The sequence below is a fragment of the Rahnella sp. PD4 genome (assembly GCF_049199325.1).
In the GTDB taxonomy this organism is placed as follows: domain Bacteria; phylum Pseudomonadota; class Gammaproteobacteria; order Enterobacterales; family Enterobacteriaceae; genus Rahnella; species Rahnella perminowiae.
Map to the genome: position 1 here is coordinate 117,360 of NZ_JBLZQF010000007.1, position 23,687 is coordinate 141,046.

Sequence of the window (23,687 nt, forward strand, 5' to 3'; positions counted from 1 at the left end):
TTTATAGCTAACGTTTTTATTTCGTGACAAAAACTACCTGTTCCGTATTAATAACAGTCAGGTTGACGGTAATGTCTAACGCCACGTAATAACTCTTTCTTTCCCTGGCCAGAAAAAAGAACAGAAACTTTTCCCTTTTGACTGATTCTTCTGCCTTTATTATCTTGACGTCCTGCGGTTCAATGCGTAGCAAGACATTATTGGCAGATGACTTGAGAACCGTTCTCTGAACCTGACTCAGTGCGGAAGAAAAGGCGGCAGCCTTATTTTCGCCTTTTCCTTCAACCCGGACCGTCGTGGTTAATTGTTGCTTCATTACGCCTGACCATACTTCTTGTTATAAGCTTCAACCAGACGCTGCCCCAGTTCTTCTTTATCCATAAAGCCGAACCCTAATACCAGACAGCCTTCGTTAATTGCCGTAACTCCTTCATCCACGGAGCGCATCCCATATTTAGCTTTATATCCGTATTTGTTTTGTGCGGTAATCGCACCCGCACCGCCACTGCCGCAGAAAGAAATACCTAAGCTGGCACCCTCTGCTTTCATCACATCGCCGAGTTTCATATCTGCTGCCATGCCAGGGACAACAATGGCTTTGCCACCCGCTGCTTCCACGCCTGCTGCCACTTTCTGGCCCTTCCCTAAACGGTCGCCGATCACCACTAATACTTGTCCCATGTTTCACATCTCCGGATTAATTAATTCACTAAATTTTCAGTAAAATTTATTCAGGCTCATTATCTCTTGCGACTTCGAAATGCACCGAGAGTAAATACGCCTCCTCAATCGGTAAATTTCCAAACCAGCTGACCACTTCCTCTGCCATTTGCATGGACTCGGCAGAAATTTCATCAAATAAATCTTTCTCGACATCAGGTAACGGCTCGCCGGTAATAGAGCGTAATACCATGGCTTTAACGTGTGACGTTAACATCTGCAACTGAACATCTGTGGTGTAGATATTCTTTGCACTTTGCATCGCCTGAATATCCTTTAATACTTGCTCTGTTATCGCCGCCGCATCATTCAATTCAATCCGCCCGACCCCGTTCACAGATGCGCTTGCGTTATTCACTCGCGATTACCTCTCTCCTTGTCTGACTCACTATTTCCAGCCGTTTATTTTGTCTGTCTTTACCCTAACCCCGCGTACATTTCCTGTGTAGAGGGTCTTTTTCCAGTTCGAAGTGGAAATACGATGCGCTGAGCAGATCTCATTCGCAAAACGAAAAGTTAAGTCGCCATATCACTGAATATTGCGGCATGTAGCAGCGTATTTCGCTGGTAATCGGAATTTTCGCAATACGGATTAATTCCCACACAATGCTTTCATTTCCGCCTGAGAATGCCTAGTATCAAAGAACCCATGCAAATTACCGACACCCCCGCGCTCACCCGCGGGGGTGTTATTTTTTGCCGACCGGCACCCCACCCGCATGAGGCGGGTGATGCAAAAGGAACCACGGAGAATGTTATGAGTAAACCGACACTGATCATCAACGAACTTGACGCAGAACGCCTGGATACACTGCTGGCACAACCGGCCTTTGCCAACAGCCCGGTGGCCAATGCACTGAACGAAGAGTTAGATCGCGCAGAGATTTTGCCGCCTGAGCAAATTCCGGCCGATGTGGTCACGATGAACAGCAAGGTGCGCTTTACAGAAGGTAAAGACGGCGAAGAACACATCCGCACGCTGGTGTATCCGGCAGCATTGCAGGACAGCAACGAGCAATTATCGGTGATGGCTCCGCTCGGTGCTGCGCTGCTGGGGCTGCGCGTGGGCGAAAGCATTACGTGGGAAATGCCCAATGGTACTGAGAGTGATATTACCGTGCTGGAGTTGTTGTTTCAGCCGGAGGCAGCGGGAGAGCTGAGACGTTAAGGGTTTTCTTTTGCAGAAGCCGCTGCAATGGCGGCTTTACTTAAGAATGAGAAAATTTCGGTTTCTCATATGCAGAAGCCGCTGCACAGCTTTACTAAAGACCGAGAACATTTCGGTTTCTCACCTGCGGTGATCGCTTAACGCGCAGCGCCGAAACCGCCCAAGAGGGAGAAGTGCTTACTCCCTCTTGGATCTCCCTCCGCTTTTTTACTGCGCGCTGTCGCTGGCGGCTATGTTTCAGGTAACGCGGAGACAGGCTGGAAATCTGAAACATAGCCAGCGAGCGGAGCGCGCAGTTTAAGACGTGGAAATTCCAAAGAGGGCTCGTCTTAGCCCTCTTTGGTCGGTTTCGGCGCGAAAGACCGAGCGATCACCGCGATTAAAAAACCGAAACTTTCACCGCCCTCAGCATTGAGAATGCCGCTCAGACACCGGCCATCTGCTTACTTAAACTTCTTGTGGTTCTCATTCCTTGTGGCTTTAAACCCTTCCGCTTCTTTCTTCGCTTCATCAATCTTTCCGGCTTTCGCCAGTTCTGACGCCTTATCAATCTGTCCGATCAACGTATCCAGCCCTTTGTGATAATCCTGTATTTCAGGGCTGTCAGGGGCTTTACCTTTCAGTTTTGGTGGCGTCGCTTTTTTCGCGTCTTCGGCAGCCGCTTTCATGTTTGCCAGACCCGTCGTCAGCTCGGCCTGATCGTTGGTTTTCAAAACCTTGCCGTAGTTATCAGCAATGGTGTCCATGTCCGTTTCTAAATCTGCTGCCAGTGCTGCCGTGCTGCTTCCGAGCAGGGCTATCACCGCTAACGCCATCAGTTGTTTACGCATGATTTTCTCTCTGTTGTTATTTATTTGTTAGATAAAACGACATTACTTGTAAGGCTTTATAAAAATAAGCTGAGAGAGAGAAAAACGGCATGAATTTTTTGTAAAGAATTAAAGCAGCGATCGGGCGACCGCTGCTTCAGGAAGGGTTATTCGCCAGCGATTTTCATTGCGGGTAACAGCACGGAACCACACTGGATATTGCTGCGAGTCTCGATATCGCTACCAATCGCGACCATGTTGCGCCACATATCTTTCAGATTACCGGCAATGGTGATTTCGCTAACCGGATATTGAATTTCACCATTCTCGACCCAGAAACCGGCCGCGCCACGTGAGTAATCACCGGTGACGCCACTGACGCCCTGTCCCATCAGCTCAGTGACGACCAGGCCTTTATCCAGTTTACGCAGCATGCCTGCGAAATCATCCCCCTGACCCGCGATGCGCCAGTTGTGGATGCCGCCCGCGTGACCGGTGGTTTGCAGACCCAGTTTACGGGCGGAATAACAGGTCATCAGCCAGTTTTGCAGCACGCCGTCTTTGACGATATCACGACGCTCGGTGCGCACACCTTCGCTGTCGAAGGGCGTGGAAGCCAGTCCCTGCAACAGGTGCGGATGCTCTTCAATAGTCAGCCAGTCCGGCAGAATTTGCTTGCCGAGGCTGTCGAGCAGGAAAGACGACTTACGGTAAATGCTGCCGCCGCTGATCGCGCCCACCAGATGCCCGAACAGACCGGTCGCCACTTCGGAAGCAAACAATACCGGTGCCTGCATGGTGGGTAATTTGCGCGGAGCCAGACGTGACAAGGTGCGGCGGGCGCACTCGTTGCCAACCCACTCAGGGTCTTTCAGATCACTCATTTTGCGGGCGATGGAATACGCATAGTCGCGCTCCATGTCACCTTCGTGTTCAGCAATCACTGAGGCGGAAATGGAATGACGCGTTGAGCAATAGCTCTGCAACATGCCGTGGCTGTTGCCAAAAACGCGGATACCGTAATGGCTGTTGAAACTGCCACCTTCGGTATTGGTGATGCGCTTATCAGCCTGCAAAGCCGCCTGTTCAGCACGGGCGGCCAGCTCGATACAGCGATCCGGATCCAACTCTTCCGGGTGGAATAAATCCAAATCCGGCGCATCAAATGCCAGCATCTCTTTGTCCGCCACACCCGCGAACGGATCCGGCGAAGTATAACGGGCAATATCCAGCGCTGCCTGCACGGTGCGGGAAATGGCATCCGGGCTTAAATCAGTAGAAGACGCGCTGCCTTTACGGTTCTGATAATAAACGGTAATCCCCAGTGCGCCGTCGCTGTTGAATTCAACATTTTCGACCTCGCCAAAACGGGTGCTGACGCCGATACCGGTGGTTTTGCTGACCGCAACTTCGGCGGCATCTGAACCCGCTTTCGCCAGTTCCAGCGCCTGAGATACGGCCTGTTCCAGGGTTTTACGCTGCTGCGCAACTTGATTGACTACATTCATCGGCATGCCATCGCTTATGAGATTAAGAGGTTGTTCTACACGGGTATTCAGAAACTAATATCTTTGAGTCTAACAGAGACTCGCCATAATTTCGCATTCACACCGGCGTTGTTATGCCCAAAGTTGCAACAGAACATGGATGTATGCGGCATAACCCTGCATAATGCCGCCGAAGCAATAAAGCACAATCAAACTGACAGGATTACCTCGTTAAGAGGAAGCGCCCATGACAAAGAAAATTGACGACTGGCACGATGACGTTCCCGAAACCAACGAGAACGACGATGATGATGAAATCATCTGGGTCAGTAAAAGTGAAATCAAACGTGACGCCGAGGCGCTGAAAGATCTCGGTGCGGAAATGGTTGAGCTGGGTAAAAACTCGCTGGACAAACTGCCGCTGGACGACGATCTGCGTGCAGCCATCGACTTAGCGCAGAAGATCAAGAAAGAAGGCCGTCGCCGCCAGTTACAACTGATCGGTAAAATGCTGCGTTCACGTGATGTTGAACCGATCCAGACGGCGCTGGATAAGCTGAAAAACCGCCATAACCAGCAGGTGTCACTGTTCCATAAACTGGAAATGCTGCGAGATCGTCTGGTCGAAGAAGGTGATGATGCGATCCCGCCGGTTTTGGAATTGTATCCGGAAGCCGACCGCCAGCAACTGCGTGCGCTGATCCGTAACGCGCAGAAAGAAAAAGCCGCAAACAAGCCGCCGAAATCTTACCGCCAGATTTTCCAGTATCTGCGCGAACTGGCTGAAGGTCAGGAATAAAAAAACAAAAGCCCGCCTTTTTACTTAACCGAAAATGGCGGGTTTTTTCTTTTCAGCCTTTGGCCTTTGCGACCGGTTTCTCCAGTAAGTTCAGCCGCAGCTCGCCTTCCAGTTCTTCTTCCGCTTCTTCAAACAACAGAATCAATGCGCCGAAACGACGTTTACGGCTGGCATTCAGATTAATGAAATCTATCTCAACCGGCAGTGTTATTCCGCCCGTCACCTCATCCCAGAGTGCATCCAGATTCGCACCAAAGCTGTCGGTCAGTTCAAGCTGACGGACGAACTCACGGTAGAATGCGGGTAAATCCGGGATGTGATTAAAATCGAAGCTCATTTTATTCATCGACATTACTCCACCCGAACGAAGTTCTGATAATGGTCTTTACTGACATAAATCAGCCCGTCGCTGGCAAACAACACCCGGTCTGCCCCGCGACGCCCGCAGCGATAGTTAATATCCGCTTCATGCCACACCCTTTTATACGCCGAAGGCAAACGCCCTTCCCGGTTTGAGAACCGGTCACCGCCAATCGCTTTACCGGGTAATACCTCACATAAATTCCCGGCACGGGCATCCCAGCCCGCTTCGCGTGCCTTTTTCTTGGTGATGTAATTTTCAGGCAATTGATGATTCTGGCGCAAATAGCTGATCACTGTTTGCTCATCGGTACCCGGGACTATTGTGCCCTGATTATATGTCGATTTAGCGACAACCTGCCCCGCGATACCGCACAGCGCAAAAACCACGGCGGCTGCCATCACCAGAGTGCGCGAACGCAGCCCGTTAAATGCCTTCATTGACGTCCTTTGTATTAAGCCGAATGAATATGTTCCTGTTTATTGTTTCTTAAAAAACAGCTTCTGGAAAGCTGACTTAAAGGTTCCCTAAATGCAGCGTTTTCACCTGCAAATATTCTTCCAGTCCCAGCACCGAACCTTCACGTCCCAGGCCGGATTCTTTTACGCCACCAAAAGGCGCGGCTTCGTTGGAAATCGCGCATTCGTTAATGCCGATCATCCCGCTTTCTATGGCATCCGCGACACGGAAAATACGTTGCAGATTCTGGCTGTAGAAATACGCCGCCAGCCCGAAAGGTGTATCGTTGGCGCGCTTAATCACTTCTTCTTCCGTTTTGAAACGGAAACAGGCCGCCAGCGGGCCGAAGGTTTCTTCATGCGCCACTTTCATGTCATCGGTAACATCAATAATCACTGTCGGCTGGAAGAAGTTGCCACCGAGTTTATGCCGCTGACCGCCCTCCATCAGGCGTGCGCCTTTCTCCAGCGCGTCCCTGACGTGTTCTTCGACTTTCTCCAGCCCCTTGATATTGATCAGTGGCCCGACAATCACACCTTCGTCCATGCCGTTGCCGACTTTCAGTTTGCGCACTTCTTCCACCAGCCGTGAGGTAAATGCCTCGTACACCCCGTCCTGCACGTAAATGCGGTTGATACATACACAGACCTGACCGGAATTGCGGAATTTACAGGTGATCGCGCCCTGCACGGCCGCCTCAATGTCGGCATCGTCAAACACGATATAGGGGGCATTACCGCCCAGTTCCATTGACACTTTCTTCATGGTGTCGGCGCTGTTGCGTACTAATGTTTTGCCGATTTCCGTCGAGCCGGTAAAGGAGACTTTACGTACCGCGTCGCTGGTCATAATCACTTCACTGATAGCACCGGTGTCACCGGCCACGCCGTTGATCACACCGTCCGGTACGCCCGCATCCTGTGCCAGTTGCAACAAAGCAAATGCAGACAGCGGAGTGTTACTGGCCGGTTTGATGAGGCCGGTACAACCTGCCGCCAGCGCCGGTCCCAGTTTGCGGGTCAGCATCGCCAGCGGGAAATTCCATGGCGTGATTGCCGCCACCACGCCGACCGGTTCGCGTGTCGCCAGGATGCGTGAGCCGGATTTGGCCGGAGGAATGATTTCGCCGTTGGCACGTTTGGCCTCTTCGCTGAACCATTGCAGATAGCTTGCAGCGTAATCGACTTCACCCAATGCCTCTTTCAGCGGCTTGCCCTGCTCGGCAACCATCAGTTCACCCAGGAATTGTTTATTTTCCAGCATCAGTTCATACCAGCGATGCAAGATTTCAGAACGCGCTTTCGCCGTGGTTTTACGCCATTGTGGAAAAGCGTCGCTGGCCGCCTTCACTGCAGCTTCCGTTTCCGCCTTTCCGGCCTTTGCCACTTTGGCGACCACCTCGCCGGTTGCCGGATCCAGCACATCGAAGGTGTCTTTGGCCTCAAGCCATTTACCGCCAGCAAAATAGCCGGTCTTAAATAAAGGATGTGCGGAGAGTTTTTCAATCTGGGCAGACATAAGGGATCCTCCTGATTTATGCCATTCAAAACGGAATATGGCAGTAAGTATAGACGCTAAAAACCGGGACGAGGTCACAAGGCGTTTAGCGTTCTGTGCTTGTAACATTCAGTTACACCGGGCTTTTCTGCTGAGATTGTGGAAAATATCCGCATAACCCTGATGTTTTTCCTGCCCCACACAGGTGCACCGCGTGACCTCTGTGCGATCTTTTTGCGCCATCAGATAGCATGCAAACCATAAGCACTGTGTATTTACGCCCGCCACGGTGCTGTGTGGCGAAAATCACATTACTGGCATGGTTCATGCTCAATACCCTCTGACCGCGCAATCCCGGCGCGGGTGCTAATTCCCTTTTTTGGCAGTGAAGATTTCTGCCGTCTTCCCAACTCTTCAACCCTAAAGAGGATCCTATGACTCAGGGGACTTTGAAAAAAAAATTAGGCCTGGTGGATCTGACCTTGCTTGGTGTCGGATCCATGATCGGTTCAGGATGGCTCTATGCGGCACTCACCAGTTCCGGCTATGCGGGTGGTTTAACCGGCTGGGCCTGGTTGCTGGGTGCCGTGATGGTGCTGTTGATCGGGCTGGTATTCGCCGAGCTTTCAGCGGCTATTCCGCGGGCGGGTGGCTTTGTACGCTATCCGAATTACACCCATGGGAATGTGGTCGGTTTTGTGATCGGTGTAAGTTCCTTACTGGCGTATACCAGCACGGCGGGCGTGGAGGTGGAAGCTGTGCGGCAATATGCCATGTACTGGTGGCCCGCGTTAGGTCAGTCCGACGGCAGCCCGACCCGCCTCGGCTTTGTGATGCAAATCGTTCTCCTGGTGTGTTTCTTCCTGCTTAACTACTGGAGCGTCAGTTTCTTCGGGCGCATCAACACCATCATCACGACGTTCAAATTCATTGTGCCGCTGATGGTGATCGTCACCTTATTTGGCTATTTCCATGGCGGCAACCTGAGCGTGCCAGGTACCGCACCGGGGGGGATCCACGGTATATTCTCCTCCCTGACCGGCGCAGGAATTGTGTTTGCGTATCTCGGATTCCGCCAGGCGGTGGATTTCGCCAGTGAGGCGAAAAACCCGCAGCGCAATATCCCGATCGCCATCATGCTGGCTATCGGCATCAGTTTTGTTATCTACATTCTGTTGCAGTTCGCCTTTATGGGTGCGGTACCAACCGACATTCTCAGCGCACACGGCTGGGTGGGGCTGAAAACTATCTTCCAGTCTCCGTATGCCGATCTGGCCCGCAGCCTGGGCATAACGTGGCTGATCAACCTGATCCTGATTGATGCAGTGATTTCACCGGCAGGTACCGGAAATATCTATCTCGCCGGGGCTTCCCGCGTGCTGTTTGCCTGGGCAAAGAATGGTCATCTGTTTTCGATTTTCGCCAAGGTCGATCCGAAATCTGGCGTACCACGCGGCGCCCTCTGGCTGTCGCTGATACTGGCGATTGCGTGGACGCTGCCGTCTGAGTTTCAGGTCTGGGGCGGGCTGATTGGTGCCGTCACTTCCGCCACCGTGTTTACCTATATGCCCGGCCCGGTCAATGCCGGTGTTATGCGCTCACGGTTGCCCGATTTGCCGCGTCCGTTCCGACTGCCGGTTTTCGCCCTGCTCAGCCCGCTGGCATTTGTCGCCAGTACCCTGCTGATTTACTGGAGCGGCTGGTCAGTGAATGAGCTGCTGATCCCGATACTGGTGATTGCCTGGATGGCGTATGTGTTGTTTGGTAAGAAAGATCAGCATTTCAAACGTGATGTCCGGAGCGCATGGTGGTTGCTGGCGTATTACATCGCCATTTTCATTCTCTCTTATTTCGGGACTTACGGTGGCACCGGCACCATTTCAAGCCCGCTGGATATGGTGCTGGTGGTTATCGCGACGCTGGTTTGCTATTACTGGGGTGTGGCTTCCGGACATGAAAAACTGGAAATCCCGCCGGATATGGAGGAAGAAGACCCGCCCGTCAGCCCGCGACGCGAGACCCGTGTCGCATAGTTGACTCAATGAAATTGTCGCACGTTCACATTTCTTTTTCCGGTCAGTAGACTGCGGTTTTACCCCGTAAATTTCTGATGAGGGAACAGGATATGTCAACGCGCGAAAAGATGAATATGGGCGAGCTGTATACAGACATGGGCGAAGGATTGCCGGAGGAACGTCGCGCCGGAAAAGAGCGCGTGTATGATTTTAACCTCACGCGACCGTCCGAAGAGGCAAAGCGCCTGGATTTGCTCAAAAGCATTATGGGCAGTCTGGGCAAATCCTGCTGGATAGAGCCGCCCTTGCATGTCGCGTATGGCTCGCATATTCATATCGGCAATCACTTTTACGCCAACTTCAATCTCACGGTGGTGGATGACGCCACGGTGACGATTGGCGATAACGTGATGATCGCGCCAAATGTGACCCTCGCCACGGCAGGTCATCCTATCGACCCTGAAATCCGCATCACCGGACAGCAATTCTCCCTGCCCATCATCATCGAAGATAACGTCTGGCTGGGCACTGGCGTGATGGTGAATCCGGGTGTGACCATTGGTCGGAACAGCGTGATTGGCGCGGGCAGCGTGGTCACGAAGTCCATTCCAGCCGATGTGGTTGCAGCAGGTGTGCCGTGCCGGGTGATACGCCCGATCACCGCAGCAGATCGCGAAACGTTTTTAAGATAATGAGGCCCGAAAGTAGAAAAGGCCGGTGCATTCATTTATGCACCGGCCTTTTATTTTCACTGTCCTGGTGAGTTATCAGGCCAGGAAAGCATGCTGATAACGTTGCAGCATGTCAGTGAGACGCCTTACCGGCTCGGTCACTTTCAGCGGTGCGTCGTACTCGACCAGCTTTTCCTGATACTCACCCAGCTCTTTCAGTAACCGCTGGTAATAATAGGTGCGCTTGCCTTCACCTGATGCAGAGACCACGTGATCGGCCGTATTACGGATTTTTTTGTGGAACGCAGACAGTTCGTCATTCACCGGCACTTCTGCCAGTTTCATGCGCTGGTGCGCGATAATCAGCATCAGCGCCAGACGGTATTTGTCGATATCGTTCGGGAACATCACCAGCAACTGATTAAGCTGGTGATAAAGCGCAGGAAGGTGGTTTTCACGACGCCGGTACGCTTTGGTGGTCAGCGCCGACACTGCGCTGCTCATGAAACGGTTAAGCAGCGTACGGCCGGTTTTCTCACGGGATTTATCCCGCACAATCAGTAACACCGCCATCGCGATCACCGTACCTATCGCCTGCCCCATCGCGTTATCCAGAAACGACGTGACGTTAAATACCATCGGATTGCTGAGCACCAGAATATTAATGGTACCCGCCAGCAATCCGAGCATACCGAGACGACGCTTGGTCACTTCGATACCGATAAAGAAAGTGAAGATCCCCAGCATCAGACACAGCAGGAACAGACTCTGCTGCGTCGCGGGCATAATCAGCATAAACATCATCGAACCGACCGGGATCGCCAGCAACATGCCGATGATGAAATCCATAGCCATGCCTTTCGGATTTGGCGTACGCATCGCCAGCGAGGTCACCACAGCAATGATAATCACGCAGCCGCTGGCCGATGTCCAGCCGGTCCACAGCCACATCAGGCAGCCGATAGCTGTTGCAGTGAAGGTTCGCAGGCCGTTGACCAGCGCATGGTGACGTTCTGCCGAAACAGGCCGCACCACCACTTCGCCGTCAAGCACACCGTTTTCTGTGGCGCTGATACTGCTGTTGGTCTGGATGCCTTTCATCAGCAACAGCGCACGGGTGCCGGCACCGGTCCAGGCGCTGACCGTCATGAGCACGTTATCACTGTGCATGCCGGTAATTATCTGGCGCAACTGCTTCAGCCTGCGGTGTACATCCGCCACGTTTTCAGCGGGTTCAGCAAACAACGCCTTCAGTTCAGGCGAAATCCGATCCGGTGAGTTTTGTAAAATCAGATAGGTTTCACAAGCCTGCGTGATCATGCTCAGGGAGGTGCTGTGCAGCGCTTTCAGGCGACGATTGCATCGCTGCCAGCGCGAAGATTCCATCATCAGGCTGCCACGCATACCGTTCAGCGCAGTCGTGCTTTTTACCAGATTATTCCAGGACTTATCGATATCTTCCTTCGTCCCGCTGTTCACGCAAATCCGCATCAGCGCAAACTGATCCAACATCAGCTGGCTGACGGCACGGTCGATATCTTTTTTAATAGAACGGGGAGAGAACAGCAGGTCAGCGACGATGGCGCAACAAATCCCGATCACGATTTCACTGCAACGCTCAACCGCAAACTGCGGCGTTTGCAGGGGTGAACTGGCGGACGTCACCACAATAATCAGCGCGGTATACCCGGCCAGCCCCAGCGCATACGAGTTCTCAATACGCACCAGCGATGACCACCAGGTGCACACGCCCGCCCAGATGCAGCACAGCAACAGCATAACAACCGGCGCGCGGGCGGTGGCAATCACGATCACCAGCGCCGCGATACAGCCGATAAAAGTGCCGATAACACGCAGAAAACCACGATGACGAATAGCACCGGCAAAGGGTTCTCCCCCCGCGGCCAGCGCAGGGCCGGATGTCACTATGGCGGCGGTCATGGCCGACCAGCGCGGGGTTTCGAGTTGCAGATAAAAGCCGAGAACCAGTGCGCCCAGGATCGCGAACGTCAGCTTGCAGGCAAAACGCACACGCGGGATAAGTACGCTATTCATCTTTCCGGCCTTAACCAAACTCTCTCAGACGATGCAGGAGGCGAAGGAACGGGGATCCTTCATCTTGTTTACGGTCATGGCTGCCGGTAATCACCACCGTCGCCGTGGTACCTGCCGGATAAGGATGTTGCTGATCTTCGGCATCAAGCAGGATTTTCACCGGCACACGCTGCGCCAGGCGCACCCATTCGAGGTTGCTGTCGATAGTCGCCAGACCGTTGGTCGCCGCAGAAGAAGAACTGTTTGTCACCGCGGCCGCTACGCTGTCGACTGTACCGTGCATGATGCGGTTGCTGCCGAGCGGCGTGATTTCCGCACGGTCACCTTTTTTCAGCCCGGACAGTTTGGTTTCTTCAAGATAGGCAAGAATATAGAAGGAATTTTTCTTCACCAGCGCCACGGCAGTCGAGCCACGGTTGATGTAGTTACCCGGATGGACGGTCAGGTTAGTGACCCAGCCGTCGGCAGGTGCCACCACCACCGTACGTTCCAGATCCAGCACCGCCAGATCCCGTGCAGCCTGCGCTTTCGCCATCTGATGTTGAGCGGTTTGCAACACGTTATTTGCCTGATCGATTTCTTCCTGCGACATGGCCTGAACGCCCAGTTTCACACGGCGTCCGGCTTCGCGCTTTTTCTCAGAAACCAGCGCCTGGTAATACGCGACGTCAGCGCTCGCTTCGTCCAGCGCCTGCTGGTAGCGCGGCTGGTCGATTTTGAACAGCACCTGGCCTTTCTTCACCAGTTGGTTATCAACCACCGGCACATCGGTAATCAGACCGGTGACATCGGGCGCGATAGACACCACGTCAGCGGTAAATTTGGCATCACGGGTCCATGGAGATTCTGTATAGAACGCCCAGGCTTTGAAGATTGCGATGACAGCCAGCACGACAAGAATCAACGTTATTGTGTAACGTATTATTTTTATGGAGAAATTTTTCACAACGCCCTCAGACGAACATGCAGGAGATCAGGTAGAAAAGACAGCAGTACAAAGCTGTGTTGAACAACGCCGGGTGCCAGACAAAGTCGTAAATTCCGGTGGGTTGCAATACACGCCGCAGCAGAAAAAATACCACCAGCGCCAACAGTATTTCAAAAAACACCGGAGGAAACGACAATCCGAAAATCACCATTACCGGAAGCAAACTCATCAAAAATTCCTTACATTATTACGACGGACAAACGCATAACGTCCCGCGCACGCATTATTTATTATTTTAGGCAACGGCACGCGACCCCGATGAAAAATAATTCAACGGGAGCAGAGCAATGAAGCTGCAAAGTTGCCAGGGAAGTGTGCGAAGGTAAGCATGATGTCAGGAAAACTGAAACCTGAGCTTTATCGCCCGGAAGGGTATATTAGCGTGCTTATTATCAACTAATCAACGTTCTGTGATCTAAATCACTTTTAAGCCAGAGTTAACAATGGACCGATTAAAACGCATGTCGATCTTTGCTCAGGTAGTGGAAAGCGGCTCCTTTACTGCGGCCGCACGACGCCTCGACATGAGCGTTTCCGCCATCAGTCAGACGATCTCAAAGCTGGAAAATGATTTACAAATCAAACTGCTAAACCGCAGCACCCGCAGTCTTGGCCTGACGGAAGCCGGTAAGCTTTACTATCAGGGTTGCCGGAAAATGTTGCACGATGTGCGCGAAGTACATGAACAATTGTATGCCTTCAACAACACCCCGACCGGCACATTACGCATCGGCAGCTCATCGACAATGGCACAAAATGTTCTTGCTGCGATGACCGCCGAAATGCTCACTGAATACCCCGGCCTGACGGTGAATCTGGTGACCGGCATTCCGGCACCGGATCTTATCGCCGACGGGCTGGACATGGTCATCCGCGTGGGTGCGTTGCAAGACTCCAGTCTGTTCTGCACCCGCCTGGGCTCAATGCCGATGGTGGTATGCGCGGCACACAGTTATCTGGCGCAGCACGGGACGCCGGAGAAACCGGCAGATATGGTGAATTTCTCATGGCTGGAGTACAGCGTCCGCCCGGACAGCGAATTTGAACTGATCGCCCCCGAAGGTATTTCGACCCGCATTACTCCGCAGGGCCGCTTCGTCACCAACGATTCGCAGACCATGATCCGCTGGCTGAAAGCCGGTGTCGGTATCGCGTATGTGCCGCTGATGTGGGTCATTGAAGAGATCAATGCCGGTGAAGTGGAAATTCTGTTCAGGAGCTATCAGTCTGATCCGCGGCCGGTTTACGCGCTGTATACCCAAAAGGACAAACTGCCGCTGAAGGTCCAGGTCTGTATTGATTATCTGACGGATTATTTCAAACGGGTGAGCAAGGTGTATCAGGGATACCGGCAGGGGATAAAAGTCACACAGTGGAATTAAACCTCCCCGTGTGAAAGGGGAGGGATAACACCGAAATAATCTTCTACTACGCAGTGCCGCCGACGGTCAGATTATCCAGCTTCAGGGTGGGCTGACCGACCCCGACCGGCAGGCTCTGACCTTCTTTACCGCACACGCCAACCCCTTTATCGATCGCCAGATCGTTGCCGACCATGGAAATCTGTTGCATTGCTTCAATGCCCGAGCCGATCAGCGTCGCGCCTTTCACCGGTTTGGTGATGCGGCCTTTTTCGATCAGATACGCTTCGGACGTCGAGAACACGAATTTACCCGAGGTGATATCCACCTGCCCCCCGCCGAAGTTGGGCGCATACAGGCCATATTCCACGCTACTGATGATATCTTCCGGCGTTGATTTCCCGGCCAGCATATAGGTATTGGTCATACGCGGCATCGGCAGATGTGCGTAGGATTCGCGACGGCCGTTACCGGTCGGCGAAACCCCCATCAGACGCGCATTCAGCTTGTCCTGCATATAGCCTTTCAACACACCATTTTCGATCAGCACATTGTACTGACCCGGCACACCCTCATCATCAATCGCCAGTGAACCACGCAGACCCGGCAGCGTACCATCATCCACCACGGTACACAGTTCAGAGGCCACACGCTTGCCCATCTGACCGCTAAATACCGAGGTCCCGCGACGGTTAAAGTCACCTTCCAGACCGTGACCTACCGCCTCATGCAACAGCACACCCGGCCAGCCGGAACCCAGCACAACAGGCATGCCGCCAGCCGGTGCGGCGACTGCCGTCAGGTTCAGCAATGCCATACGTACAGCATCACGGGCAAAGGCTTCCGCGCGCACTTCACCGTTCACGGTTTCGAGGAAGTAATCATAACCGACACGACCGCCGCCGCCACTGGAGCCACGCTCACGACGTCCGTCCTGTTCAACCAGAACGCTTACGGACAGGCGCACCAGCGGGCGAATATCTGCCGCCAGCGTACCGTCAGTGGCAGCCACCAGCACATGTTCATACACGCCGGTGATGCTGGCACTGACTTCCTGCACGCGCTTATCGGCCGCACGGGCAATCTTGTCGACGCGGTGCAGCAGTTCGATTTTTGCTTCACGCGGCAGGCTTTGCAGCGGATCCAGCGGAGAATAAAGAGATTTGTAGGCAATTTCACCCAGCATATGCGCTTTGCCATTGCCCTGTTCGCGGACAATACTGCGGGCCGCTGTTGCGCTGAGATTCAGGGCATTGAGCGTGATTTGGTCAGCATAGGCAAAACCGGTTTTTTCACCGCTTACCGCACGGACACCGACACCCTGATCGATATTGTAAGAACCGTCTTTGATGATGCTGTCTTCGATCACCCAGGCTTCGTGGAAGCTGGACTGGAAAAAGAGATCGGCATAATCGAGACGACGTTCAGACAACTGGCCCAAAATGGAAAACAGATCCTGATGACTCAGATTATTAGCAGTTAGTAACTGCTCACTGACTAAGGCCAGACTCATAGATGTTCACTCTCTTTTAGACGAAAGTCCGGCAGGCAGACTGAGGTTTACACAGTCTGCCCGCAAGACAATCCATTGTTACAAGGTTATTAACAGCCTAACACAGCACGAAAGAGGTTTCCTGCCACCTTCACCCGAAGCATTACTGCGCAGCGGCCACTTTTGGATGTTCAACGGGTTTACGCAGAATTTCGTTAATACGAGGTTCGGCGATGGTGCCGTCAATCTGATAGCGGATAAGCGAGATTTTATTCCACAACGGTGCCAGCACTTTACTGGCAGCGAAAACGGCAACCCCGACCACCGGATTGATAACAAATGCCGTCGCGACGCCCACTGTGGCGGAAATTTCCGGCGCAATGACCGCTTCGAGATCCAGTTGCTGATTGACGAAATTGACTTTCCCGGTGATAGCGATATCCGCTTCCAGACCATCAATCAGCAGGTCATCGGTATGAAGTACACCATCTTTAATCCAGGCGGTGGATTTGATCGAGTCAAAATAGAAGCCCTGGCCAAAGGTATCGCTGAAATCGAGACGCAGTTTGCGCAGCAACGCATCGAAGCTGATCAGACGCAGTAACTGTCCGGCGCGACCCGCGCCGATATCCGCAATCTCGCCTTTACCCAGCGTGTTTTTCAACGTGCCGTTCAGGGTGCTGACATCAGGTTTCCACGGCACCGATTTCCAGTGCAGATCAAAGTTAATATCAAACGGCGCACCTTTCAGGGGGGTGGTCACACCAAAGAATGACATTGCCTGCTCAATATTTTTACCGGTCAGTTTGCCTTTGAGACCGGTGTTCTCGCCCTGCCCGTTCTGCGTCCAGTCGCCCTGCACATCAAGCCGCGCGACGCCGGTATCAATCAGACCGTTACGCAACATCAGCTGATCGCCCTGTGGTGTCAGGTCAGCATTCACCTTGCGGAAATTCTGACCGAGGAACCAACAGGCTTCGCAACGCAGCTGTAATGACGGCCAGCTGGCAAACGAAATCTTATTGGTAGCAAACGGATTACCGCCCGGCTGTGCGCTGCCGGCCACATCTTCCGGCGTCCATTGCGGATTGAAATAAACATATTTCAGCTTTGCCAGCCACGGACCGTTGTCATTCATATTCAGCCTGCCATCGATTTCCTTACCTTTGGCGCTGACTTCCATGCCCTGATGCCCCTGAACCGAGGTGAGAATCAGATCGTTCCAGACCTGCCCGCCTAGCGTAAGCGCAGGTGTTGTCAGGATGATCTGGTGCGGGAAGCTGAAACCCGCCAGTTTAGTATTGGTATCCTGCGTCGCTTTATCCGGCGACAGCAAACCCAGCCAGCTTTCACCGTCAAGCGCGGGCAGATGAAGTGTCAGGCTGCTGTCATCCGGCAAGGGGGGTGTCTTTTTACTGTTTTCCTGCCAGGAGGCGCGATCCAGTTGGAGTTGTTTGCCCAGCAGCCAGCGGCTGTTGAACTGGTCTTTACCCGCCAGCACCCCTTGCAGATTAAAGCTGTGAAGGTCACCTTTAACGTTCACTACCAGCGGCATCGCATGCCCGGCTTTCTTATCCAGGGGATCGGGTAAGTGACTGCTCACATCTTTCAGATCGGCGTTCACATTGACGGTGTACGTCGGCGTACCTTTATGCGGCAGCGTGATATTAACATCGCCTTTCCACGGCGTTCCGCCAGAGATTTTACTGGCCGCCGCCGCAGGCAAGCCGGGGATTTTGGACAACTGCCAGTTCGCATCCAGCCCGACCTGTACGTTGAAATTATCTTGCAGTTCCTGCGTGCTGAACATCACGTTGACCGGTTGACCGAACCAGTTACCGGTGAGCCGGTTACTTTGCAGATTGCCGTTGTCATAACTGAACTGGCCGCTGAGCTGGCTGATTTTGCTGTTCAGCGGTTTGATAAACAGGCTGTTGTTATTGAGCGTGACGCCACCGGATGCGTGCACCACTTCGCCATCCAGTGGAATATCAAGATGTAAGCGACCATTCACTTCGCCGCCAATCTGCAATTCCTGTAACGCCGAACCCAGCGAATCATGCAACGGCGTATCCATGAAATAGTCGCCGATATCTTTACCCTGCCCGCGAAGGTCAGCATCAATAAACAGTTTTTCTTTCAGGTAGTCAGGGATATTGGCAACGACGTTATTACCGTCAACGTTGCCCAGTTTGGTGTGCGCGGCTTTCATAAAGAGGCCGTCATTAAGGAAATCAAGATCGATATCCAGATCGGTCAGCGCTGGCCAACCAGGCTGGAATTCAAAGGTCGAGTGGCGTAGCGGAACCCAGACCTCAAACTGCCCTTCGTTCTTTTTGAACGGGAAATGTTGAGGATTGCCGTTAAAAGTCAGCGTGGCGTTATCCACCTGACCAGCCCGGATCGCATCGCTCAGATAATTCACCAGATGTTTACCCATCAGCGGCTCAGGGAAGTAGCGCCAGGCCTGACCGGCGTCATATAAGCGAATACCGGCCAGAATATTCAGCCACGGCTCGCCTTCGGCTGGCTGGTTGTAGCGGAAATCGCCTTTCGCCCACAGTGCGCTCGCTTTGACATCCACGTCTTTACCCGACAACGACCAGCCTTCTTTACCGTTGGTCCAGTTAAAGGTTCCGGTCGCTGTGCTGACGTCCAGCGGTGCACGGAACATTTCGCCGAACGGCAGCAGACTGTCTTGTAATTTCACCGTCATCTGCCCGTCCGCGACGCTGCCTTTCAGACCACCGCTGAAATGGTTAACGCCTGGCAACAGTTCCCAACGCTGCCAGCTGACATCGCGCCAGTTCACATCAAAACGGGTCTGTTCCGGCTGCTTAAGCGGAATATCCAGCGCGAGGCGAGCCACATTACCGGCAGGTTTTAAATCCTGCCAACGCTCCAGCAAGGCCGGGGTCAGAAATGAGAAAGTCGGGATCACCGGTCCTAAGCGTTCGAGTTGCAGATTTGTGCCGCGGATACGCAATTCTTCGCCCTGCGAGGGGCCGAGGAAATTATTATTTTCGGGCAGATAAAGCGCTTCAAGACGCCCTTTTGGCCACGCCACGCCGTCAGTTTTCAGATTCAGTTGCTGCGTACCCATCTGCCAGCCGTTACCCTGGCGGCTGCCGTGCAAAGTCAGGTTATCAACATCGAGGCGGTGCGCATCGTCACCGTTTTTCCAGGTGGCAGAGCCATTTTTCAACAGCGCGTCACCGGCATAAACATCGCCATTACGTACGGTCAGCCAGGCGGCCAGACTGAAGTTAGCACTTTCCAGCCCCGTATTGTTGCGCAACCACCGACTGAACCACGGTTTCATGTCGATATCGTCGGCCTGAAGATAAATTTTACCGTTATTGAGCAGACCGTTGGTATCGTTCAGATCCATACGCAACTGCACAATGCCATGCTGCCCGTTAAAGCTCGACAGGCTAAGCTGCCCTTCGGCGCGATGGCGGTTGTGACTGTTCAGCCAGGTCAGCTGAGGAATATCAAATTCCGCACGCGGGCCGGAAGGCGTCAGGAAGGAAATGCGGCTGTTGCGCAGATCGAAATGGTCGACCTGTCTGAGGAAGATATCACTGACTCGGTTTGGCTGGATGCCATTGCCTTTGTTGTTATCGCCCCCCAGCGTGCTGTTTAAATCCAGCTGTAAATTGTAGAAAGTGAGGTCGCGGAACTGCCAGCGGAAATGCAGCAAGGATTGCCAGACGTCCAGCGCCAGCGTAATGCGCTGAACCTGCCACGTTGAGTCCGGCAAGGTGACCTGAAGGCCACGGATCTCCATGATCGGACCAAAGGTTTTCCAGCTGGCGCTCACTTGCGATAATTCGATCGGTACGCCCGTGACCGCCTCAACTTTCCCGACCAGTTGATCCTGAAAACGGGTCAGTTGAGGCAATGCCAGCCGTAAGCCACTGATCACCAAAGCCACTATCACGACAAGGGTTGCGCTGGTGGTTAATAAAATACCGGGCAGTCGCCTCAAACCTCTCTCCTTGTTTTCCATTCCATGCTGGCTTTCACCTGCACAGACGGCAATGGAAACCTTTAACTTCTTGATGCTTCAGACGATTAGCCATCGGATCACATCATGACGACATCGAACTGTTCCTGACTGTAGAGCGGCTCAATCTGCACTTTCACCTGCTTGCCGACGAAGATTTCCACCTCGGCCAGTGCATGGGATTCTTCCCCCTTGAGCGCTTCCCCTACTGCGGCAGACGCGTAAACCAGGAAACGATCGGAATCGTAGGCATGATGCACACGTACGATTTCACGCAGAATTTCATAACAGACAGTTTCAACAGTTTTCACCGTGCCGCGGGCATGGCAGGTCGGACAATCGCTGCACAGCACATGTTCGACGCTTTCGCGGGTACGTTTACGGGTCATCTCCACCAAACCGAGCGCGGAGAAACCGTGAATACCGGTTTTCACGCGGTCTTTAGACAGCGCCTGCTCAAGGCTGTGCAGCACACGGCGACGATGATCTTCATTGGACATATCAATAAAGTCGATAATGATAATGCCGCCAAGATTGCGCAAACGCAGCTGACGGGCAATGGCCTGCGTCGCTTCGGTGTTAGTGTTAAATATCGTGTCTTCCAGATTACGATGACCGACAAACGCCCCCGTGTTGATATCCACAGTGGTCATGGCTTCGGTCTGATCAATAATCAGATAGCCACCGGACTTGAGTTCCACCTTACGCTCAAGCGCACGCTGGATTTCGTTCTCCACATCGAACAAGTCGAAAATGGGTTGCTTACCGCTGTAATGCTCCAGTTTACTGGTCATTTCCGGCATGTATTCGCTGGTGAATTCGACCAGCAATTCATACGTCAGGCGGGAGTCTACACGGATGCGGTCCAGTGCCTCACCGGCAAAATCACGCAACACGCGGTGCGCAAGCGCCAGTTCTCCATACAGCTTGCACTTGGTTTTATTGCGACGCTTGCGTTCCATTACCTTGGTCCACAGACGTTTCAGGTAGGCCGCATCTTGTTTGAGTTCTTCTTCGCCCACGCCTTCGGCTGCGGTACGAATAATATAGCCGCCGTGCTCATCACAATATTCCGAGACAATACGTTTGAGACGGTCGCGCTCGGCTTCACTTTCAATACGCTGCGAAACGCCAACATGGGACGCGCCGGGCATGAATACCAGATAGCGGGAAGGCAAAGTAATGTCTGTCGTCAGGCGTGCGCCCTTGGTGCCAAGCGGATCTTTCACCACCTGCACCATCAGATCCTGGCCCTGATGAACCAGCTCAGCGATGTCACGCACATGGAAATTTTTCTGCTCGTCACGCGCCACACATTCAGTATGCGGCATAATGTCTGACGCATGTAAAAAGGCGGCCTTTTCAAGACCGATATCAACAAATGCCGCCTGCATACCTGGCAGAACACGACTGATACGCCCTTTATAAATATTGCCGGCAATCCCGCGCTTGGTCTCGCGCTCAATATGGATTTCCTGCAGAATGCCACCGTCAATGTAAGCCACGCGGGTTTCAGACGGGGTGACATTGACCAGTAATTCAGCTGTCATGTTTTCTCCTAAGCTCGCGTAAGGCAGAAAATTCATTCAGCAGTTCCTGGGTTTCCACCAGAGGAAGCCCCACAACTGCATAGTAACTGCCGCGAATTTCACGGACGAAACAACCGCCCTTTCCCTGAATACCATAAGCGCCCGCTTTATCCATGGGCTCACCGCTCAGAATATAATGTGCAATATCGTCGGAGGATAGTGAACGGAAGGTGACATCGGTCACAACCACCGTATTGAGGCAATCCCGCCTGTCGGCAAACGCAATGGCGGTCATCACCTGATGTTGTTTCCCGGACAATGCGTTAAGCATAATAGCGGCTTGGGCTTCGTCACGTGGTTTTTCCAGGACGTTACCATCAAGAACCACAATCGTATCTGCGCCAAGCACCGGCAAATCTTCTGCCGCGACCGCCACACCGGCCTGCGCTTTATCTTTCGCCAGTCGTAAAACATAATCTTGCGGGGCTTCGCCAGGCTGACGCTCTTCTGCAACGTCAGTCATCAGACGCTCAAAAGGCAGTTCCAGCAGGGCCAGTAATTCACGGCGACGTGGTGATCCGGAAGCCAGATAAAGTGCGGTCATAACATCCTCATTGCACAGCAAACTGACGACGGATTTTACGCATCAGCAGGAACAGCCATGGCCACAGCACACCGTCGACCACACTGCTCCAGAAAACTTCAGGCCGGAATGACACGTTGACGACCAGGAATTCCCCCCAGAACACCATGACATCCACAGCCAGTGAAAGCACCATGACAATCAGCGCTTGTTGCCACAGCGCCAGGTTACGGAATAGCTGGAATTTGAACGCGACCAGGTAGGCGGTAATGGCAAAGGCCAGTGCGCGAATACCCAGCGTCGATCCCAGGATCAAATCCATGATAAAGCCGACAACAAAACCGGTACCCACGTTGACGCGATGCGGTAATGCCATCACCCAGTAAATCAGGATCAGCAACAGCCACGACGGCCTGAACATATAGATCTGTTCAGGCCATGGCATCACCTGCAATAGCATGGCTATTAAGAAGGATAGCCAAATAATCCAGCGTCCGTGGCTCCGGTAGCTGTTCATTCTGCCGCTCCCTGAACAGCAGACGTACTGGCAGGCGCAGTGACTGTTCCGGTTACCGGTGGAGGAACAGGTGCCGGCGGCCCCATATCTCCCGGAGGCGGCAATACTTGTGGCATCATTTGCATCAGGCGCTCATTGGCAACGCGATGCACTTCATCCGGTGGTAAAGGGTGCTCGCCATTGCGGTCAGACCCCCACAACAATAGCAGGTAACGCAAACGTTGCAGACCGGCGGTCGGACGTGCCTGTATCACGGTATAGGCACGCTGATTATCGACCTTAACCGAAGATACCACGCCGACCGGATAACCTTCAGGGAAACGCCCCCCCAGACCGGACGTCACCAGCACATCACCGACACGAATATCGGTATTGCTTGGCAGATGCTCAAGTTGCAAGTCATCAGCACAACCGCTACCGGCAGCGATAACGCGGATATCATTACGCAGTACCTGAATCGGCAACGCATGTGAAGCATCACAAATCAGCAGTACACGGCTGGTCAGTGCGGCAACAGCAACAACCTGGCCGACGACGCCTTTATCACTGATAACAGGTTGCCCGATATACACACCGTTGTTGCTGCCTTTATCGATGACGATCTGATCGCTGTAAGGATCATTGCTGGTGGAGAGCACCTGCGTCACCATTTTATGCTCGTCCTGACGCAACGGTGATCCCAGCAACTCGCGCAAACGGGCATTTTCTTGTTTGTATTGGCCAAGCAACATCAGGTCGCTGTTTTTCAGCAACAATTCCTGACGCAAAGCGCGGTTTTCAAGTTCCAGCTGACCACGGGTGGCAAAAGTAGAGGAAACCTGATCTAAGAATTCACGCGGGGCATTGGACAAAAAATAGAAGGGACTGACGGCCGTATCCATATAGGTGCGGATTTTAACAAACGTACCTATTTTACTGTCGGCAACAATCAGGACAATGGCCGTGAGAATAGCCAAAAAAAGTCGCAGTTGCAGGGAAGGCCCCCTGCTAAAAATTGGCTTCATAAAATATGCGAGTTCCTCGGCAACAGAAGATTTCAGCCAGTCGAAGTAAAGACTTCCCCTGACAGAAAGGCGGCAATCTCATGGGATAGCCAAAACACTGGCAGAGCTTTATCGCTCAGCCAGTGTTTGCGCGGATCCACATTGAACACTGCACACTTCACGT

At 53.0% G+C, this 23,687-nt stretch carries 22 protein-coding genes; 5 read left to right on the top strand and 17 right to left on the bottom strand.

Annotated elements, in window-relative coordinates; translation table 11 throughout:
- Positions 1-16: 16 nt before the first annotated feature.
- The 3 genes from ACOZIO_RS17705 to ACOZIO_RS17715 are packed head-to-tail and all read right to left on the bottom strand — an operon-like array spanning position 17 to position 1,078.
- The gene (locus tag ACOZIO_RS17705) at positions 17-316 is read right to left on the bottom strand and encodes a DUF4312 family protein (RefSeq protein WP_129954742.1); all 300 of its coding nucleotides are present in this window, start codon (positions 314-316) and stop codon (positions 17-19) included.
- On the bottom strand, positions 316-681 hold the full coding sequence (locus ACOZIO_RS17710) for an SFCGS family glycine-rich protein (protein ID WP_120508349.1): 366 nt from the start codon (positions 679-681) through the stop codon (positions 316-318). Before ACOZIO_RS17710 ends, ACOZIO_RS17705 begins: the two co-directional genes overlap by 1 nt.
- Positions 682-727: 46 nt before the next feature.
- Positions 728-1,078 (bottom strand): PRD domain-containing protein, encoded by a 351-nt coding sequence (locus tag ACOZIO_RS17715; protein ID WP_217138165.1) that lies wholly within the window; start codon positions 1,076-1,078, stop codon positions 728-730.
- A gap of 399 nt (positions 1,079-1,477) precedes the next feature.
- Here ACOZIO_RS17715 and rnk point away from each other — a divergent pair, with 399 nt between their 5' ends.
- Positions 1,478-1,888 carry a nucleoside diphosphate kinase regulator gene (gene rnk, locus ACOZIO_RS17720; RefSeq protein WP_421595546.1) on the top strand — a complete coding sequence of 137 codons (411 nt, stop codon included), beginning with the start codon at positions 1,478-1,480 and terminating at the stop codon, positions 1,886-1,888.
- 443 nt (positions 1,889-2,331) lie between these two features.
- On the opposite strand, the gene cybC is transcribed toward rnk, so the two are convergent.
- Together cybC and pmbA are read right to left on the bottom strand one after the other, a co-directional pair.
- A complete protein-coding gene (gene cybC / locus ACOZIO_RS17725) occupies positions 2,332-2,718 on the bottom strand; it encodes a cytochrome b562 (RefSeq protein WP_129954744.1) in 387 nt (128 codons plus the stop codon).
- 146 nt (positions 2,719-2,864) lie between these two features.
- On the bottom strand, positions 2,865-4,205 hold the full coding sequence (gene pmbA, locus ACOZIO_RS17730) for a metalloprotease PmbA (RefSeq protein ID WP_421595547.1): 1,341 nt from the start codon (positions 4,203-4,205) through the stop codon (positions 2,865-2,867).
- Between the two features lie 226 nt (positions 4,206-4,431).
- Here pmbA and yjgA point away from each other — a divergent pair, with 226 nt between their 5' ends.
- Positions 4,432-4,983, top strand: coding sequence for a ribosome biogenesis factor YjgA (gene yjgA, locus ACOZIO_RS17735; RefSeq protein WP_129954746.1), 552 nt, complete (start codon positions 4,432-4,434; stop codon positions 4,981-4,983).
- 52 nt (positions 4,984-5,035) lie between these two features.
- On the opposite strand, the gene ACOZIO_RS17740 is transcribed toward yjgA, so the two are convergent.
- From ACOZIO_RS17740 to ACOZIO_RS17750, 3 genes are all read right to left on the bottom strand, one after another.
- The gene (locus ACOZIO_RS17740; protein ID WP_129954857.1) at positions 5,036-5,329 is read right to left on the bottom strand and encodes a barstar family protein; all 294 of its coding nucleotides are present in this window, start codon (positions 5,327-5,329) and stop codon (positions 5,036-5,038) included.
- Positions 5,330-5,334: 5 nt separating this feature from the next.
- Positions 5,335-5,784 carry a ribonuclease domain-containing protein gene (locus ACOZIO_RS17745; protein ID WP_421595548.1) on the bottom strand — a complete coding sequence of 150 codons (450 nt, stop codon included), beginning with the start codon at positions 5,782-5,784 and terminating at the stop codon, positions 5,335-5,337.
- Between the two features lie 76 nt (positions 5,785-5,860).
- Positions 5,861-7,321 carry an NAD-dependent succinate-semialdehyde dehydrogenase gene (locus tag ACOZIO_RS17750; RefSeq protein ID WP_129954748.1) on the bottom strand — a complete coding sequence of 487 codons (1,461 nt, stop codon included), beginning with the start codon at positions 7,319-7,321 and terminating at the stop codon, positions 5,861-5,863.
- Between the two features lie 413 nt (positions 7,322-7,734).
- On the opposite strand from ACOZIO_RS17750, the gene ACOZIO_RS17755 reads away from it, so the two are divergent.
- On the top strand, positions 7,735-9,333 hold the full coding sequence (locus ACOZIO_RS17755; protein WP_129991972.1) for an APC family permease: 1,599 nt from the start codon (positions 7,735-7,737) through the stop codon (positions 9,331-9,333).
- A 92-nt stretch (positions 9,334-9,425) separates the two neighbouring features.
- Entirely contained in the window at positions 9,426-10,007 is a 582-nt protein-coding gene (locus ACOZIO_RS17760) for a maltose acetyltransferase domain-containing protein (protein WP_129954750.1), read from the top strand.
- A 75-nt stretch (positions 10,008-10,082) separates the two neighbouring features.
- Here the strand turns inward: ACOZIO_RS17760 and aaeB are convergent, their stop codons facing one another.
- From aaeB to aaeX, 3 genes are read right to left on the bottom strand one after another with little or no spacing between them, the layout of a single operon-like run.
- Positions 10,083-12,041 carry a p-hydroxybenzoic acid efflux pump subunit AaeB gene (aaeB, locus tag ACOZIO_RS17765; RefSeq protein WP_129954751.1) on the bottom strand — a complete coding sequence of 653 codons (1,959 nt, stop codon included), beginning with the start codon at positions 12,039-12,041 and terminating at the stop codon, positions 10,083-10,085.
- A gap of 10 nt (positions 12,042-12,051) precedes the next feature.
- Entirely contained in the window at positions 12,052-12,987 is a 936-nt protein-coding gene (aaeA, locus tag ACOZIO_RS17770; protein ID WP_217138159.1) for a p-hydroxybenzoic acid efflux pump subunit AaeA, read from the bottom strand.
- A gap of 7 nt (positions 12,988-12,994) precedes the next feature.
- Positions 12,995-13,198 carry a p-hydroxybenzoic acid efflux pump operon protein AaeX gene (aaeX, locus tag ACOZIO_RS17775; protein ID WP_015698919.1) on the bottom strand — a complete coding sequence of 68 codons (204 nt, stop codon included), beginning with the start codon at positions 13,196-13,198 and terminating at the stop codon, positions 12,995-12,997.
- Positions 13,199-13,472: 274 nt separating this feature from the next.
- Here aaeX and aaeR point away from each other — a divergent pair, with 274 nt between their 5' ends.
- Positions 13,473-14,411 (top strand): HTH-type transcriptional activator AaeR, encoded by a 939-nt coding sequence (gene aaeR / locus ACOZIO_RS17780; protein ID WP_129954753.1) that lies wholly within the window; start codon positions 13,473-13,475, stop codon positions 14,409-14,411.
- 46 nt (positions 14,412-14,457) lie between these two features.
- On the opposite strand, the gene tldD is transcribed toward aaeR, so the two are convergent.
- The 6 genes from tldD to mreC form a co-directional block, all read right to left on the bottom strand.
- On the bottom strand, positions 14,458-15,903 hold the full coding sequence (gene tldD, locus ACOZIO_RS17785; protein ID WP_129954754.1) for a metalloprotease TldD: 1,446 nt from the start codon (positions 15,901-15,903) through the stop codon (positions 14,458-14,460).
- Between the two features lie 142 nt (positions 15,904-16,045).
- Positions 16,046-19,873, bottom strand: a complete 3,828-nt coding sequence (yhdP, locus tag ACOZIO_RS17790; RefSeq protein ID WP_421595549.1) for an AsmA2 domain-containing protein YhdP — start codon at positions 19,871-19,873, stop codon at positions 16,046-16,048.
- Between the two features lie 98 nt (positions 19,874-19,971).
- Positions 19,972-21,441, bottom strand: coding sequence for a ribonuclease G (gene rng / locus ACOZIO_RS17795; protein ID WP_013577287.1), 1,470 nt, complete (start codon positions 21,439-21,441; stop codon positions 19,972-19,974).
- Positions 21,431-22,024 (bottom strand): Maf family protein, encoded by a 594-nt coding sequence (locus tag ACOZIO_RS17800; RefSeq protein ID WP_129954756.1) that lies wholly within the window; start codon positions 22,022-22,024, stop codon positions 21,431-21,433. The genes rng and ACOZIO_RS17800 overlap by 11 nt, the downstream gene beginning before the upstream one ends.
- A gap of 7 nt (positions 22,025-22,031) precedes the next feature.
- Positions 22,032-22,520, bottom strand: coding sequence for a rod shape-determining protein MreD (gene mreD / locus ACOZIO_RS17805; protein WP_129954757.1), 489 nt, complete (start codon positions 22,518-22,520; stop codon positions 22,032-22,034).
- Positions 22,517-23,524, bottom strand: coding sequence for a rod shape-determining protein MreC (mreC, locus tag ACOZIO_RS17810; RefSeq protein WP_421595550.1), 1,008 nt, complete (start codon positions 23,522-23,524; stop codon positions 22,517-22,519). The genes mreD and mreC overlap by 4 nt, the downstream gene beginning before the upstream one ends.
- Positions 23,525-23,687: the final 163 nt, after the last annotated feature.